We start from the raw sequence: 13,904 nt of genomic DNA on the forward strand, positions 1-13,904 counted from the left end.
ATATTGTCATTTCGCGTGCTTTGCGATCAAGCGAGCTAGCGTGTTCATTGCCGGCCTCCAGTTTTCTTCGGCTCTAAAGTTTGCCACACTAAGGCGAATACAATTTCGGTACTGCCTTTGAGTGCCAAATACCGAACCGGGCAAGATACTGATTTTGCGCTCGCTGCAGGCTTTGTAGAGCGCATAGCTATCGGTGTTTGGTGGCAAGCGTAACCAAAGTAAAAATGACCCCTGTACAGTGTTGATTTGATATTGATTTTTCAGTTCTGAATGAGTATCTAAACATTGATGTAGGATCTGCAAAAATCGTTGTACGTTAGATTGGTAGGCTCGGCACATGCGTGCGGTGTGAAGGCGGTATTTTCCTGAGGTCAGGAAAGTGGCCACTGCCGATTGTATCAAATTCAAGCTCCCCATGTTTTCACACAATAAGTATTGTTCCACTTGATTGCGGTAACGCCCGGCTAACATCCACCCAATTCGAAGGCGTGAGTCGAGTGTTTTGGACAGGGAGTTCACATAGATCACTCGTTGCTTCTTATCCAGCTTGCGTAAGCTCGGTAGTGGCTTTTCAAAACACAGCCCACCAAAGACGTCATCTTCAATTATTGGAATATCTCCAGAAACTGCGAGTAGCCGTTTTCTTCTTTCCAGCGGCATCATTGAGCCTGTTGGATTACTGAAATTCGGCGTTACGATGATTGCTTTGATCTCCCACGTTGCCATAGCTTTTTCTAGTGCGTCCGGATCTATACCATCACGCAGGCAACTTGGGATCTCCACAACCTGTAAACCTAGGGACTCCAGTAACAGTAAATTGCCGAAGTAGCATGGCGATTCAACGGCAACGATGTCTCCGGTTTGCGTAGTTGCACGCAGGGCGAGACTGATGGCTTGCTGTGCTCCATGGGTTACCAAAAGATCATCCACATTTGCCGGCGTGCCTGAATCCTGCGTGATCTTAGCGAGTTGTTTGAGCAACAATTCATCGCCTGGTGGTAATTGGTAGTGGCTAGAGATATGACTTTGTTGGCGGCTATGGCGACCTATCTCGGCATACAAACTCTTGATCGCTGGAGCATCAATATTTGGGTGTGCTGAGCCAAGTGGTAACAACTCCTGATACTTTGGGTAGGTGAGGATTTGCTTACACACCGAAAGCAAATCCACGCGAGTGGGATTGTTTACTTTGGTTTGACTATTCTCACCCGGCTTCACGCGATAGCCGGACTTTGGCACTGAGTAGACCAAGCTTTGAGCTTCTAGCTCCTGATAGGCACGGATCACCGTGTTCTTGCTCACCTTGAGCTCATCACTGAGTTGACGAATAGAGGGCAGTTTGTCACCAGTTTGATACACCCCGTTGCTGATGGTTTGCTTTAAATGCCTCTCTACGCTCAGATACTTACTTACTTCCAATGTCTCGATGAAATCTGTACCCATTAAAATACTTCCAACTGTCACTTTATCAAAAATCTGTACCCTACTACATTAGCAACATTCAAGATTAGAAAACAAGTGAGAGATAGAATTATGATAGTCAGAGCCATTCCTTTTATATTCGTTATCCTTTGGGCTTCTGGGTTTGTCGGGGCGCGATTTGGTTTGCAATATGCGGAACCTGCCACCCTATTGTCGATTCGTATGGCGTTTAATGTGCTTCTGTTTCTGGTAATTGTAATCTGCCTGCGTCACCCCATGCCCACAGGCAAGAGCTTTTGGCACAGTTGTGTGGTCGGTATCTTGATTCACGGCTTTTACTTAGGTGGTACATTCTTTGCCATCAATCTAGGGATGCCCGCAGGCTTAAGTTCATTATTGGTAGGGATACAGCCCATTTTAACTGCCGTGCTACTGGTGTTGTTCGCATCTGAAGAGTTCAAACCATCTCAATGGTTTGGCCTAATATTGGGTTTTGTCGGCATCACTATCGTATTGATGGGTAAGATGGAATGGCAATCAGATTTGCACAAGAACTTAGCAATTTGCATGAGCTTTGCATCGCTTTTGGGCATCACCATTGGCACTCTGTATCAAAAGAAATACTGCCAACACGTGGATATGGTGAGCGGTGCAACTGTACAGTATATGGCGGCGTTAGCCGTTTTCCTGCCAATCGCGGTGCAGTTTGAAACGATGCAGGTGCAATGGACTAAAGAATTGGTTTTTACTTTGCTTTGGATGGTAGTGGTGTTGTCTTGTGTAGCGATTCTACTGTTGCTTTACATGGTGAAAAATGGTGCTGCATCAAGCATTGCCACGGTATTCTACCTTGTACCCCCAACCACGGCCCTTCAAGCCTGGTTAGCTTTTGATGAGGCCTTCGACTGGATGGGCATCATCGGCCTTGTGTTTGCAGCGACAGCAGTGTACCTAGTCGTGAAAAAGCCTGATCTACCAACGTTTAAGTCAAAAATAGCCAAGCAAAAAGGCTCTGTTGCTTGAATCAGGTTTGAGACACAATCCTTTTAAATTAACTGTATTTCTGACAACACAGCCAATTGATGTAGCAAACACCTTAAACTCGAAATCACATTGCCTGGGGGAGAGCCCCCACGTCAGTTGAAGTGGTGTGTACATCTGGTCTATATCAGGTTTTTGTTTGCGTAAGAAAACGGAATCGTTTTCCGAGGGAGTGCCCATTCCACCTCTTGACGCACCGCAAACACGTCCCTTGAGTGTTTACCTCAGTTAGATAAAGGCGCCACCCCATCGTAGTGGCGCTTTCAAATTTAACCTGTAAAGTGCACATTGGTTAGTGCATGCTTCGCCCTTTAACATCATGATCAAGCTCGATGTTCAGCTCGGCTTCCACATGACCTGGCGAGCGGGTATTGATTGAGATCAAACGATACATCGCTGGGATCACAAACAAGGTAACCAAGGTCGCAAAGCCCATACCAAAGAAGATCACCGTACCAACAGCCACGCGGCTCTCATAGCCTGCACCGGTGGAAATAATCAGTGGAATGGCGCCAGCGAGAGTCGTGAATGCCGTCATCATAATAGGGCGCAGACGTCGCGCTGACGCATCAATGATCGCCTGCTCAAACTCGATGCCCTTATCACGCAACTGGTTAGCGAACTCGACGATCAAGATACCGTTTTTGGTCACCATACCAATAAGCATGATCATGCCAATCTGGCTATAGATATTCATCCCTTGGCTCATCACAAACAGACCCAAGAAGCCGCCAAAGACTCCCATAGGTACGGTGAACATCACCACAAGTGGGTTAAGGAAGCTCTCAAACTGCGCTGCCAAGACAAGATATGCAACCAAAAGCGCCAACGCAAAAACAAACGCCACACTCGATTGGTTCTCTTTGAAGTCTTTCGACTCGCCAGAGTAGCTGATACTGATATCACTGGGAAGCTGCTCTATCGCTCGCTGATCCAAGAAATCCAAAGCCGCGCCCAGGGTTGCGCCATCAGATAGGTTAGCCTTAACTGTTACCGACTTCTGCTTGTTGTAGTGCGATAGTCGAGTCGACGAGGCGACCTCCTCGATAAAGGTCACCGCATCCAACGTCACTAGTTCACCCGTAGCAGAGCGCATATAGATCTGTGACAAGTCAGAAGCATTATTAAAGCTGTTCTCGTCACCACGCAGATAAACATCGTACTCCTCGCCACGATCAACATAGGTCGTCTCTGATTTACCTCCAAGCATGATCTCAAGCGTGTTGGAGATATCAGACACCTTGATCCCGAGCTCCGCCGCTCGCTGGCGATCAACACTCACCAGCAGCTCGGGGGTTTTCTCTGAGTAATCAATCTCAGCCCCTTCCATGAGCGGAGAGTCTTCTGCCTGCTGTTTGAGGAGCTCGGCCCACTCTTTAAGTTCACTGTAATCCGAGCCACCTAATACAAACTGCACCGGCTCGCTTGAACCACCACGGAAACCTGGCATAAATGGGAACACACGCACATCGGGGATCCCTGCCAGTGCCTTGCGGATCTCTCCCAATGACTGCTGAGCGGTAATATTACGCTCATCCCAGTCATCGAGGATCATAATAACAAAACCGGTCTGGTCACCCGCGTTACCCCCAAAGGCCGGTGACTGAATACTAAAGGACTGCAAAAAGCCTTGACCAAGCAGCGGCATCAAGCGCGACTCAACCAAGTCCATATTGGCCGACATACGGTTATAACTGGTTGCATCCGCACCGCGGACAAAGGCAAACACCACCCCTCGGTCCTCAGACGGAGTTAACTGAGCAGGGACTTGCTGCATCAAGCCATAACTGCCACCAATACACGCCAGAATAACCACCGGCGCGGCCCACTTGAAGCGTAATGCACGTTTTAATGCCCAACGGTAGCCTGATTCAAAGCGTTTAAATACCCGATCAACAAAACGATTGAAGCGGTTGGGTTTGACGTTTGCCAGTAAGATCTTACTGCCCAACACCGGCGTCAAGGTCAGTGCAATCAATGACGAGAAAATCACCGACATTGAGAGCAAGACAGAGAACTCAGTGAACAGCAGACCAACCATACCCTCCATGAAAGAGATTGGCAGGAACACCATCACCAGTACCAGTGTGGTCGCAACAACGGCAAAACCCACTTCGCGTGCCCCTTTAAAGGCGGCCAGCAGTGGTTTTTCACCTCGTTCTATATGGTGATAAATGTTCTCCACCACCACAATCGCATCATCGACCACCAAACCAATTGATAGGATCAGTGCCATCAGGGTGATTAGGTTGATAGAAAATCCAAAGTAGTAGGCGGCAATAAAAGATGAGATCAGGGATACTGGCACTGTCACTGCGGGGATCAAGGTCGCACGTGCTTGACCGATAAAGATGTAGAGCACCAAAATCACCAGGCCACCAGTGATGAACAAGGTGTTGTACACCTCACTGATCGAGCGCTCGATAAAGATAGTTGAGTCGTAATCTATCGCAAGGCGGGTACCCTGTGGCAGGAACTGTTGAATGTTATCCACCTGCTCGCGAACCAACTTAGCCACATCCAGTGGGTTGGCATCTGATTGCGGTACGATACCCATGCTGACGTTAACCACACCATCACTCTTAAAGGTCGAGTTCTCATTCTCCGCACCGATAAACACATCGGCAACATCTTGTAAGTAAATTGGGGTATTATCGCTTGCACGCTTGACTACCAGGTAGTCAAAATCCTCAGGTGTGTTATAGGCACGCGCGGTACGCACAGACATAGTGATAGCATCATTGCGCACCTCACCACCGGGGCTTTCTAGGTTTTCTGAACGCAATGCTTGGGTAATGTCCGACGTAGTTACGCCGCGTCCAGCCATCAACTCTGGCTTGAGCTTGACGTACATCACCTTATACAGACCACCAGACACATTCACAGAACTGACCCCTGAGATCAGACTAAAGCGGTCTAAGAGCACTCGGTCTATGTAATCGGTCAACTGGGTGCGATCCATTTCAGAAGAGCTGAGGTTAATGTACAGCGATGCCTCACCCGAGCCATTATTTTTAAATACCAGTGGGTCGTCTGCCTCATCAGGTAGTGAGCGTTGTGCACGAGCAACCGCATCACGCACATCACTGACTCCGGTATTAAGGTCATAACCAAGGTCAAAAGTAATCATAATCCGCGACATGCCATTTCGCGTCGTGGACGATATCTCATCTATGCCACTGATACCCGATAACTGATCTTCAAGCACCGAGGTGATCTGGCTCTCAATAATGGTCGCCGATGCGCCCGAGTAACGGGTTGTGATTGAGACAACTGGGCTTTCAATGTCAGGCATCTCGCGAACGGCGAGTTTGGTAAACGACACAAAGCCAAATACACACAGCAGCAAGCTGAGTACGATGGCTGCAACTGGGCGTTTGACTGATACATCAGACAACAACATAACTATTCACCTGCCTTTTGTGGCTTGCCTTGTACCTTTGCTTGCTCACCCAATACCGTCACAGCGACACCATCACGCATATTGACGATACCCTGAACAACGATCTGCTCACCAATCTCTAACCCTTCCTCAATCACGACCTCATTCTCGATTCGCGCACCAAGTACAACTTCTCGGCGAGAGGCAATGTTGTCTTCATTGATCACGTAGACATATCGCTTAGTGCCTGAGTATTCCAGTGCTTGGACAGGAATGATTGGCGCTTCGATTGGGGGAAAGGCTATAAATGAGGAGACCAACATACCCGGCTTTAATTGCCCTGTCTGATTATCAAACTGGATGCGCACACGCAGGTTCAGAGTTTCTTGGTTGATGCGTGAATCGATAGCAGTCACTTCACCCTCAAAGGTGGTGTTACCCCAAGCGGCAGTCGTTGCGGTCACTTTCAGACCAGGAGCAACCTGAGCGAGGTAGCGTTCTGGTACCTGAAGATCGAGCTCCATAGTCGAAAGGTCATCAAGAGACAATAAGCTATCACCAGGGTTAACCAACTGACCGCGACTAAAATCGATAAAACCGACTGTTCCGGCGAACGGAGCACGCAGATAGTGGTCATTCAATCCTGCCTGAGCGACGTCCAATCGCGCTTGGGCAATGGATACACTGGCCCTTTGCGCGTCTATCTCCGTTTGGGTAATCGCATTCCGTGCCACAAGACGCTCAAACTCTGCGAGTTTGCGCTGCTCATCTTTAAGGTAGGCCTGTGCTTCTGCAAATGTCGCTTGTACCCGATCGGCATTAAGTGTCAGAAGTAATTGGTTCTTTTTAACCACCTGATTGGTACGAACATGGATGACATCCACACGACCTTGCACCTCGGGGGCAAGATCCACCGAGTACTCAGACTGCAATTTGCCAACCAGAGATAGAGATTGTGACACCGCGTGAGCATTAACTTGTTCTGTCACGACTGTGATTGCTGGCGCGCCACCCGGACCACGGGCATGTACAGCTGGCACAGACACAAGAAGACTAAGAGAGGCTAAGCTTAATAACAGGATTTTGTTCATGGGTATACCAGTTTGGACATTGAGCTTCACGCGATAGTGTAACGGCTTTCGATGACATTTTACGTCAAGGAATGTAAATCTAAGAAAAATTTGGCTTATATAAGCATTTACGTGCACTACACTCAATGGATCTTCCACCCAAGAACTGCGATTGCCCGCTCAAATCACGATGTTTTCGACAAAAACCACGCCACTTTGCGCAAAAAGGCACCGTTCAATTCAAAATGCTAAAAAAAGGGTTTACAGCCTGCAAGAGTTTGCTATGATGCGCCCCGCACTCAAGCAAAGCGTTGGGAAAACTTGCTGAGTTTACTTCGCAATCATCTAGGTTGTTAGAAAGTAGAAACCCCTGGGGGGGTTCCCGAGTGGCCAAAGGGAGCAGACTGTAAATCTGCCGGCACTGCCTTCGATGGTTCGAATCCGTCCCCCCCCACCATATTTACTCTCTGGCTGTAAAAAGCGTGAGAACAACTTGGAAATCGTGTTGGGAAAACATTTCAAGTTTTGCTTGTGAGAGCATAAAACCCCTGGGGGGGTTCCCGAGTGGCCAAAGGGAGCAGACTGTAAATCTGCCGGCTCCGCCTTCGATGGTTCGAATCCGTCCCCCCCCACCATATTTCATCTCTCGCTGTGAAAAGCGTGAGAACAACTTGGAAATCGTGTTGGGAAAACATTTCAAGTTTTGCTTGTGAGAGCATAAACCCCTGGGGGGGTTCCCGAGTGGCCAAAGGGAGCAGACTGTAAATCTGCCGGCACTGCCTTCGATGGTTCGAATCCGTCCCCCCCCACCATATTTAATCTCTAGCTGTGAAAAGCGTGAGAACAACTTGGAAAACGTGTTGGGAAAACATTTCAAGTTTTGCTTGTGAGAGCATAAACCCCTGGGGGGGTTCCCGAGTGGCCAAAGGGAGCAGACTGTAAATCTGCCGGCACTGCCTTCGATGGTTCGAATCCGTCCCCCCCCACCATCTTCTGCAAAAGCCAACTCTTCGGGGTTGGCTTTTTTTGTTTGCGCGAAGCGCAAACAGAGGCGAGAATCGAGATCGTTTCACTGCGAGAACGCTGCGCTCGAGGGAAAGCTTTTCCTCTCGCCTCCCAAAGCTAATTTTTCAAATAAGCAGGAACATCCGCAATGCTATCCAATACGCTGTCCGCTAGGGCCTCACCCTGTTCGGTGATTGGCTTGCCTGTACGAACTAAGATCTTAGTGCCTACACCCGCCGCGCCTGCTGCCATCATATCTTCAGCTTTATCACCGACCATTACTGAGTTGGCCATATCGATGTTAAGAAAATCTTTGGCAGAATTAAACATCCCTGGCTTTGGCTTGCGACACTCACAGTCTTGCAGATAGTCACCTTGACCATGTTCTGGATGGTGAGGACAATAATAGATACCGTCAAACTCCACCCCGTTATCAACAAAGTTCCAATCCATCCACTGAGTCAGTGAAAGGAAGCGATCCTCTGAGAACTTGCCGCGCGCGATCCCTGATTGGTTGGTGACCAATACCAACATATAGCCCATTTGCTTGAGTTGCTTAGCGGCCTTAAAAACCCCATCAATATACTCAAATTCGTGCTCATCGTGCACATATCCGTGGTCTACATTGATCACGCCATCGCGATCGAGAAATACAGCAGGTTTTGCCAAAACAGGGCTCTCTATATATTGGTGAATTGCCTCAATTATCGCACGCTTTGAAATAGAGAGCACCCGCATTTTTGTTTAAAACATGGACGGTTAACCATTTAGACGTCTAGACGTAAAAATATCTATTGACTTAGATCAGTGAAACTCATAGCATCAGCTACTCAAGGCGCTAACAACCAGTGTTTTTCACTGTCGCCGGGGCAAGTTTACAGGTTTATCGATGATAGAAATTAATCAAGTAAATAAGGTGTTCTACCAAGGGGCGAAGCAAATCAATGCCCTCAAAGACATCAATCTTCATATTCCTCAAGGAACCATCTTTGGGGTGATTGGCTCATCGGGTGCAGGGAAAAGTACCTTGATTCGTTGCGTCAACATGCTTGAGGCGCCGACTAGCGGCTCCATCATTGTCGATGGCGTTGACCTGACCACCCTGTCTAAAAAGCAACTAAGTGAAACTCGCCGCAATATTGGCATGATCTTCCAGCACTTTAACCTGCTGTCATCACGCACCGTATTCGACAACGTGGCCCTGCCACTAGAGTTGGCAGGCAAGAGTAGCGAGCAGATCAAACAAAAAGTCACTGAACTATTGGCTTTGGTGGGTTTGGCCGATAAGCATGAATCTTACCCGGCAAACCTCAGTGGTGGTCAAAAGCAGCGTGTCGCGATTGCCCGAGCGCTTGCCAGTGATCCTAAGGTACTGTTGTGTGACGAAGCCACCAGCGCGCTTGACCCTGCAACCACCCAATCGATTCTTGAGCTACTTAAAGAGATCAACCGCAAGCTGAACATCACTATGCTTTTGATCACGCACGAGATGGATGTGGTTAAGAGCATCTGTCACGAGGTCGCGATCATCGGGGGCGGTGAGCTGGTTGAGAAAGGCAGCGTCGGTGACATTTTTGCCCACCCGAAGACCGAATTAGCGCATGAATTTATTCGCTCAACGCTCGATCTATCAATTCCTGAAGACTACCAGCAACGCCTACAAGCGACACGTGTCAATGGCAGCTACCCACTCGTGCGTCTAGAGTTCACTGGAGAAACCGTGGATGCGCCTGTCATGAGCCAGATTGCGCGTAAATTCAATATCGATGTCAGCATCCTTAGCTCGGATCTTGACTACGCTGGCGGCGTTAAATTCGGCATGATGGTCGCTGAGCTATTTGGTAACGAGGCTAACGATAATGCGGCCATTGACTATCTGAGAGAACACAAAGTAAAAGTTGAGGTGTTAGGTTATGTCCTTTAAGAGTATCACTGACTGGCTGAGCCTCAATGGCGACCTCCTACTGGGAGCGACCTGGGAAACCATCTACATGGTCGGCGTTGCAGGCATCGTAGGCTTTGCTATCGGTATTCCGCTGGGGGTTATTCTTCACACCAGCAAAAAGGGTGGCTTGCTTGAGAACACCAAACTCAATGCGGTCCTGGGCGCAATTGTTAACATCGGTCGCTCAGTGCCCTTTTTGGTACTGATGGTGGCCATCATTCCAGTAACAAAGCTACTGGTTGGCACCTTTATCGGTACCACAGCAGCGATTGTCCCACTGACCATAGGTGCCATCCCATTCGTCGCGCGTTTGATAGAGGGGGCGCTGCTTGAAGTACCAAGTGGTCTGGTTGAGGCAGCCCAATCGATGGGCGCCACACCGACGCAAATTATTACTAAGGTATTGCTACCAGAAGCACTACCAACCATCGTCAACTCAGTGACCATCACGCTGGTTACCCTAGTGAGCTACTCTGCCATGGCAGGCACCGTGGGCGGCGGCGGCTTGGGAGACGTTGCGATTCGTTACGGTTTTCATCGTTACGATGTGGTGATCATGGCCGTGACTGTGGTTATGCTGATCGTGCTGGTGCAAATTATTCAATCTATTGGTGATGCGATTGTTCGTCGTGTCGATCACCGCTAAATTCTAACAACACTTACAAGGAGAGAGTCATGAAACTTAATCTAAAAGGCCTTCTAACCATCGCAGCTTCTGCGCTAGTACTATCAGGCTGTGGTGACAAAGAAGCCGACAGCAACACAATCAAAGTAGGTGTTATGGCTGGTGCTGAAGCGCAAGTAGCTGAAGTTGCAGCAAAGATTGCAAAGGAAAACTACGACCTGGACGTACAATTGGTTACTTTTACTGACTACGTGACACCAAACGCTGCGCTAGATGATGGTTCAATTGATCTTAACGCATTCCAGCACAAACCATACCTAGACCAGCAAGTGGCTGACCGTGGTTACAAGCTGACGGTTGCCGGTAACTCGTTCGTTTACCCAATTGCAGGCTACTCAAAGCAAGTTGAATCAGTTGAAGAAATTGCAGATGGCGCACGTATCGCGGTACCCAACGACCCAACTAACCTAGGTCGCTCTCTGCTACTGCTTGAGCAACAAGGCCTGCTTGAACTGACTGAAGGCGTTGGTCTACTGGCAACTGTGCGTGACATCAAGGCTAACCCGAAAAACCTAACTATCGTTGAACTAGACGCAGCCCAGCTGCCACGTTCGCTTGACGACGTGACCCTATCAATCATCAACACCACTTACGCAAGCTCAATTGACCTAACCCCTGAGCGCGATGGTGTGTTCGTTGAAGGTAAAGAGTCACCATACGTCAATCTAATCGTTGCTCGTGAAGAAAATGTAGACGCAGAGAACGTACAGAACTTCGTTAAGGCTTACCAGACCGAAGAAGTATACCAAGCGGCATCGGAAATCTTCCAAGGTGGTGCTGTAAAAGGGTGGTAAACCCTTTTCAGAGGCGAGAGACGAGATCGCGTTGCTGCGAGAAGCGAGGGGGTGGTACTCGATACAGCCCCGAAAAGCGTAACTTCATCCCGAGTCTAAAACTGCAATGAAAAATAAAAGAGCCAATGGCATTCGCCATTGGCTCTTTTGTATTTATCGACAAGTATGACAAGCTCAATCACAATCACAATCACGAGCACAATACTACTCGCTTCTCGCCTCTCGCAGCGAAGCGATCCCGCCTCTTACTTGAAATGGTCCCAAGAAAGATTCGAGACTATCCGGCAGTCGTCGCACTTGAAGTGGAAGATGTCGTGTAGTGGCTCATCGAGTAGCCATTCGCCGCCGCATTTGGGGCACTTGCGGGCTTTTTCTTCGGCCAGTGACTTGCCGCCGACACGGTATTGGTAGTAGTAGGTAGGTACTTTGGTGATGTATTCGATGCGGCCACGCAAGTCCCAGCCGCGACGAAAGAGCACACTGTCGGCGTCACAGATCTCATGCAGCGCAGCGTGTTCCGCGCGGCAACCACCCGCCATTTGGATCTCATCACACGCCTGCCACTCTGTCTGCCACTTGATTACCGCTTTATGGTCACCATTAAGCGTCGGCGGATTGCGATAGAGGGGAATTGGCATCAGGTCTTCACCGCTGCGCAATGGCGAGCAGGTGTGGACATAGGTGGTATAAAGCACCTGCCAGCTTGGCGTTGTGTGCTCTGCACTTTGTTCTGAGTTTAAATCACGTCCCAACAGACGCATTTTCGGCGTCAGCAAGCAGGCATCGGAGAGGCGCTGCAGGCACACTTTGACAAAGTCTGAGTGGTTACTCGGGTGCAAACTCTCTTGCTCAGGGCACACCACGCGCACATAGAACTCACCGTCCCCCATGGTGATAGGAAACTCTCGCCCTAGCACCTGGCCGTTGTAGCGAAACGCATCCATCAATCCGTTAATCGCCTTATCGACCGCACTGATAGTGGTATTATCAAAACACTCAAATTGTAATTCAACGACGTACACGGCTTACACCTTTGGCTCTAGTTGGGATAGAAAGTCAACCACGTTTGCTGCCAATGTGGTGCGCTTATCGGTGCCAATACGCTCAAGGATCACCTCACCACTAAGATTGCAAATCGAGATGATCTTCATCTCATCATCGGTCGCAGCGATAAACAGGGTCGGCTTGAGTTTTAAACGGCGCTGCATCACGAGATGGCCCAAGATGTTCTCCTGCAAGCGGGTAAAGTCCTCGTCACTCCAAACTTGAAGCAGAGTCAATGGGTTGCCCTCAAAGGTCATCTCCATATCCGCGCTATACTGGCTGCCATAAAAAGCCTTGATGTCCTCGTCCAACGTTAGCTCAATGGCGTGCTCAACATTGCTAAAATCCGCTTGCTGGTCACGAGTGACGGCTTGCCACACCACGCCATCACTGCGTTTGTCTACCACACACGGCGAGACCAATTCCATCAACTCCTCATTGACGGGCAGTGAGTTATTCTTGTGTTGATACGCTTGTTGATAGCGCTGATTGAGGGCTTGTAAAGCCTGCAAAACCGTCTGTGCCATTGCGACTCCGAATCATTGTGCTGTGAGATAATAGTGTTACATTCGATACCCAATCTCGATCATAAGATGACAGCGACGGTGGTATCTCGTAAAATCCAGCTATTCTAATTGAATTTGACGTAAAGTATGAGTAAATATTCCGACGCGAAAGAACTGGCCGGTCTCACCCTTGGACAAAAGACCGAATACGCTAACCAGTATGACCCTAGCCTATTACAGCCAGTTCCGCGCAGCCTAAACCGTGATGATTTGGAACTTGGTGAGACTCTCCCTTTCCAAGGCTGTGACATTTGGACACTTTACGAACTTTCCTGGCTTAACGACAATGGTCTGCCACAAGTTGCCGTTGGCAATGTGGCTATCCCGGCCACCAGCCCTAACCTGATTGAGTCAAAGTCGTTTAAGCTTTATCTCAACAGTTACAACCAGACCCGCTTTTCCTCTTGGGATGCGGTGGTCGACCAACTACGCCAAGACTTGTCTGCCTGTGCAGGGGGAGCGGTTCAGGTCGAGGTTTTGCCAGTGACGGCCTTTACCAACAACCCGATCGTCACAATGGCCGGCGAGTGTATCGACGAACAACCGATCCGTATTTCAAGCTATGATTTCGACCCTACTCTGCTCGAAGGTGCAACAGGTGAGGCCGAGGTGAGTGAGAATCTGCACAGCCACCTACTCAAATCTAACTGCCTGATCACCAATCAGCCAGACTGGGGCAGCGTTGAAATCCAGTACACAGGCAAGCAAATTGACCGTGAAGCACTGTTGCGTTACATCGTCTCGTTCCGTGAGCACAATGAGTTCCATGAGCAGTGTGTCGAGCGCATCTTTACTGATATCATGCGCTACTGCGCCCCGACTGAATTGACGGTTTACGCGCGCTACACTCGTCGTGGCGGCCTTGATATCAACCCATATCGCTCGAACGTACACCAGCAACCAAATAGTAACGCGCGTATGGCGCGCCAGTAGTCTTTAGGATAATAAAC

The 13,904-nt window shown here is 49.1% G+C and carries 11 protein-coding genes and 4 tRNA genes; 9 read left to right on the forward strand and 6 right to left on the reverse strand.

What is annotated here, in order from left to right; translation table 11 throughout:
• Nucleotides 1-6: 6 nt before the first annotated feature.
• The gene (locus ACZ5R2_RS14445) at nucleotides 7-1,443 is read right to left on the reverse strand and encodes an aminotransferase-like domain-containing protein (RefSeq protein WP_464900036.1); all 1,437 of its coding nucleotides are present in this window, start codon (nucleotides 1,441-1,443) and stop codon (nucleotides 7-9) included.
• 90 nt (nucleotides 1,444-1,533) lie between these two features.
• On the opposite strand from ACZ5R2_RS14445, the gene ACZ5R2_RS14450 reads away from it, so the two are divergent.
• Complete coding sequence (locus ACZ5R2_RS14450) at nucleotides 1,534-2,445, forward strand: DMT family transporter (protein WP_464900037.1); 912 nt, start codon at nucleotides 1,534-1,536, stop codon at nucleotides 2,443-2,445.
• Between the two features lie 310 nt (nucleotides 2,446-2,755).
• Here ACZ5R2_RS14450 and vexH read toward each other — a convergent pair whose 3' ends face one another.
• Both vexH and ACZ5R2_RS14460 read right to left on the reverse strand, forming a co-directional pair.
• Nucleotides 2,756-5,866 carry a vibriobactin export RND transporter permease subunit VexH gene (gene vexH, locus ACZ5R2_RS14455; protein ID WP_464900038.1) on the reverse strand — a complete coding sequence of 1,037 codons (3,111 nt, stop codon included), beginning with the start codon at nucleotides 5,864-5,866 and terminating at the stop codon, nucleotides 2,756-2,758.
• A 2-nt stretch (nucleotides 5,867-5,868) separates the two neighbouring features.
• Complete coding sequence (locus tag ACZ5R2_RS14460; RefSeq protein WP_464900039.1) at nucleotides 5,869-6,936, reverse strand: efflux RND transporter periplasmic adaptor subunit; 1,068 nt, start codon at nucleotides 6,934-6,936, stop codon at nucleotides 5,869-5,871.
• 351 nt (nucleotides 6,937-7,287) lie between these two features.
• On the opposite strand from ACZ5R2_RS14460, the gene ACZ5R2_RS14465 reads away from it, so the two are divergent.
• The 4 genes from ACZ5R2_RS14465 (at nucleotide 7,288) to ACZ5R2_RS14480 (ending at nucleotide 7,904) form a co-directional block, all read left to right on the forward strand.
• Nucleotides 7,288-7,372: transfer RNA gene (locus tag ACZ5R2_RS14465), tRNA-Tyr, on the forward strand.
• A 93-nt stretch (nucleotides 7,373-7,465) separates the two neighbouring features.
• A tRNA-Tyr gene (locus tag ACZ5R2_RS14470) sits at nucleotides 7,466-7,550 on the forward strand.
• A 92-nt stretch (nucleotides 7,551-7,642) separates the two neighbouring features.
• Nucleotides 7,643-7,727 (forward strand) — tRNA-Tyr (locus tag ACZ5R2_RS14475).
• A 92-nt stretch (nucleotides 7,728-7,819) separates the two neighbouring features.
• A tRNA-Tyr gene (locus tag ACZ5R2_RS14480) sits at nucleotides 7,820-7,904 on the forward strand.
• A 133-nt stretch (nucleotides 7,905-8,037) separates the two neighbouring features.
• Here ACZ5R2_RS14480 and gmhB read toward each other — a convergent pair.
• On the reverse strand, nucleotides 8,038-8,589 hold the full coding sequence (gene gmhB, locus ACZ5R2_RS14485) for a D-glycero-beta-D-manno-heptose 1,7-bisphosphate 7-phosphatase (RefSeq protein ID WP_464900040.1): 552 nt from the start codon (nucleotides 8,587-8,589) through the stop codon (nucleotides 8,038-8,040).
• A 220-nt stretch (nucleotides 8,590-8,809) separates the two neighbouring features.
• Here gmhB and metN point away from each other — a divergent pair, with 220 nt between their 5' ends.
• The 3 genes from metN to metQ are packed head-to-tail and all read left to right on the forward strand — an operon-like array spanning nucleotide 8,810 to nucleotide 11,344.
• Nucleotides 8,810-9,844, forward strand: coding sequence for a methionine ABC transporter ATP-binding protein MetN (metN, locus tag ACZ5R2_RS14490; RefSeq protein ID WP_464900041.1), 1,035 nt, complete (start codon nucleotides 8,810-8,812; stop codon nucleotides 9,842-9,844).
• A complete protein-coding gene (locus tag ACZ5R2_RS14495) occupies nucleotides 9,834-10,511 on the forward strand; it encodes a methionine ABC transporter permease (protein WP_464900042.1) in 678 nt (225 codons plus the stop codon). Before metN ends, ACZ5R2_RS14495 begins: the two co-directional genes overlap by 11 nt.
• A gap of 29 nt (nucleotides 10,512-10,540) precedes the next feature.
• A complete protein-coding gene (gene metQ / locus ACZ5R2_RS14500; RefSeq protein WP_464900043.1) occupies nucleotides 10,541-11,344 on the forward strand; it encodes a methionine ABC transporter substrate-binding lipoprotein MetQ in 804 nt (267 codons plus the stop codon).
• A 245-nt stretch (nucleotides 11,345-11,589) separates the two neighbouring features.
• Here the strand turns inward: metQ and ACZ5R2_RS14505 are convergent, their stop codons facing one another.
• The gene (locus ACZ5R2_RS14505) at nucleotides 11,590-12,366 is read right to left on the reverse strand and encodes a Zn-ribbon-containing protein (RefSeq protein WP_464900044.1); all 777 of its coding nucleotides are present in this window, start codon (nucleotides 12,364-12,366) and stop codon (nucleotides 11,590-11,592) included.
• Between the two features lie 3 nt (nucleotides 12,367-12,369).
• A complete protein-coding gene (gene syd, locus ACZ5R2_RS14510) occupies nucleotides 12,370-12,915 on the reverse strand; it encodes a SecY-interacting protein (protein ID WP_464900045.1) in 546 nt (181 codons plus the stop codon).
• A 126-nt stretch (nucleotides 12,916-13,041) separates the two neighbouring features.
• On the opposite strand from syd, the gene queF reads away from it, so the two are divergent.
• Nucleotides 13,042-13,887, forward strand: coding sequence for an NADPH-dependent 7-cyano-7-deazaguanine reductase QueF (queF, locus tag ACZ5R2_RS14515; RefSeq protein WP_464900046.1), 846 nt, complete (start codon nucleotides 13,042-13,044; stop codon nucleotides 13,885-13,887).
• The last annotated feature ends 17 nt before the right edge of the window (nucleotides 13,888-13,904 follow it).

The organism is Vibrio sabulosilitoris (assembly GCF_055391395.1).

Coding starts and splice junctions, on each gene's coding strand:
- ACZ5R2_RS14445 (WP_464900036.1), bottom strand. CDS start 1,443: ATGGGTACAGATTTCATCGAGACATTGGAAGTAAGTAAGTATCTGAGC.
- ACZ5R2_RS14450 (WP_464900037.1), top strand. CDS start 1,534: ATGATAGTCAGAGCCATTCCTTTTATATTCGTTATCCTTTGGGCTTCT.
- vexH (WP_464900038.1), bottom strand. CDS start 5,866: ATGTTGTTGTCTGATGTATCAGTCAAACGCCCAGTTGCAGCCATCGTA.
- ACZ5R2_RS14460 (WP_464900039.1), bottom strand. CDS start 6,936: ATGAACAAAATCCTGTTATTAAGCTTAGCCTCTCTTAGTCTTCTTGTG.
- metN (WP_464900041.1), top strand. CDS start 8,810: ATGATAGAAATTAATCAAGTAAATAAGGTGTTCTACCAAGGGGCGAAG.
- ACZ5R2_RS14495 (WP_464900042.1), top strand. CDS start 9,834: ATGTCCTTTAAGAGTATCACTGACTGGCTGAGCCTCAATGGCGACCTC.
- metQ (WP_464900043.1), top strand. CDS start 10,541: ATGAAACTTAATCTAAAAGGCCTTCTAACCATCGCAGCTTCTGCGCTA.
- syd (WP_464900045.1), bottom strand. CDS start 12,915: ATGGCACAGACGGTTTTGCAGGCTTTACAAGCCCTCAATCAGCGCTAT.
- queF (WP_464900046.1), top strand. CDS start 13,042: ATGAGTAAATATTCCGACGCGAAAGAACTGGCCGGTCTCACCCTTGGA.